This is a genomic window from Nocardioides sp. P5_C9_2, assembly GCF_054049555.1.
On record NZ_JBFUMD010000712.1, the window covers coordinates 1 to 1,296 of the forward strand.

General features: G+C 69.8%; 1 protein-coding gene. It reads right to left on the bottom strand.

Going from position 1 to position 1,296, the window contains the following annotated elements:
- Positions 1 to 1,180, bottom strand: a 1,180-nt coding sequence (ftsW, locus tag ACXJKL_RS21220; protein WP_457208970.1) for a putative lipid II flippase FtsW, incomplete at its 3' end; no start/stop codon positions are given.
- Positions 1,181 to 1,296: the final 116 nt, after the last annotated feature.

Consider the following 1,296-nt stretch of genomic DNA (forward strand, 5'->3'; position numbering starts at 1 on the left):
AGCCCACGAGGAGGCCCAGGGCGACCAGCGACGGCAGCAGTGCGGAGCCGCCGTAGGAGACCAGCGGGAGCGGGATGCCGATGACCGGCATCACGGCCAGGACCATGCCGACGTTGATGATCATCTGGCCGAGCAGCCACACCACGATGCCGAAGGACATGTAGCGCACGAACGGCTCCGCGGTGCGCGAGGCGATCCGGATCGCGGCGAAGGCGATCGTGAAGAACAGCCCGATCACCAGCAGCGTGCCGACCAGGCCGAGCTCCTCGCCGAGGACAGCGAAGATGAAGTCGTTGTGAGCCTCGGGAAGGCCGCCCCACTTCTGGGTGGAGGCGCCGATGCCCTGGCCGAACCAGCCGCCGGTGGACAGCGCGTAGAGGCCGTGCGCGGGCTGCCAGCCGGTGTCGAGGTAGTCCTTGAACGGGTCGGAGAAGTTGGTGATCCGCTGGAGGCGCTCGGTGTCCATGGCGGCCAGGAAGATCACCGCGACGCCGATGATCGAGATGCTGAGCACGAAGAAGCGCGGCGGGGCCCCGACCACCCAGAGCATGCCGAGCAGGATCGCGAAGAGCACCAGCGCGGTGCCGAGGTCGCGACCCAGGATCACCAGGCCGGTGGCCATCAGCATGCCGGGGACCACCGGGATCATGATCTCGTGGACGCGGCCGAGCCGGCGCTCCTTGCGGGCGTAGATGTTGGCCGCCCAGAGCACCAGGCCGAGCTTCGCGACCTCGGAGGGCTGGATCGCCAGAGGCCCGACGGCCAGCCAGTTCTGGTTGCCGTTGCGCTCGACCCCGAGGAAGGCGGTCAGGAGCAGCAGCGACAGGGACAGGATGTACGCCGGCCACGCGAGCCGGCGGATCCAGGCCTGCGACATCCGCGAGGCGATGAAGGCGCACGGCAGGCCGAGCAGCACCCACATCAGCTGCCGCTTGACGATGGCGTAGGAGTCGCCGGTCGTCTTGTAGGCGTCGACGCTCGACGAGCTGAGCACCATCATCAGCCCGATGGTGAGCAGCAGCGTGGAGGCGCCGAGCAGCAGGTAGTACGACGACAGCGGGCGGTCGAGGGCGTCGCGCAGGCTGCGGAGCCCCCCGAGCCCGGGCAGCGTCCGGACCGTCGCCCTGGATGCAGTCGCATCCGGGGACGCGGGGGCCGCGTCCGGAGACAGGGTGGTCATCGCGGCGGTCCCCTCCCCCGGCTCAGCTGCCGGGTCCCTCGATCCGGCGGTGGACCGCGGCGGCGAAGGCGTCACCACGGGCGCCGTAGTTGGCGAACATGTCCATGGAGGCACAT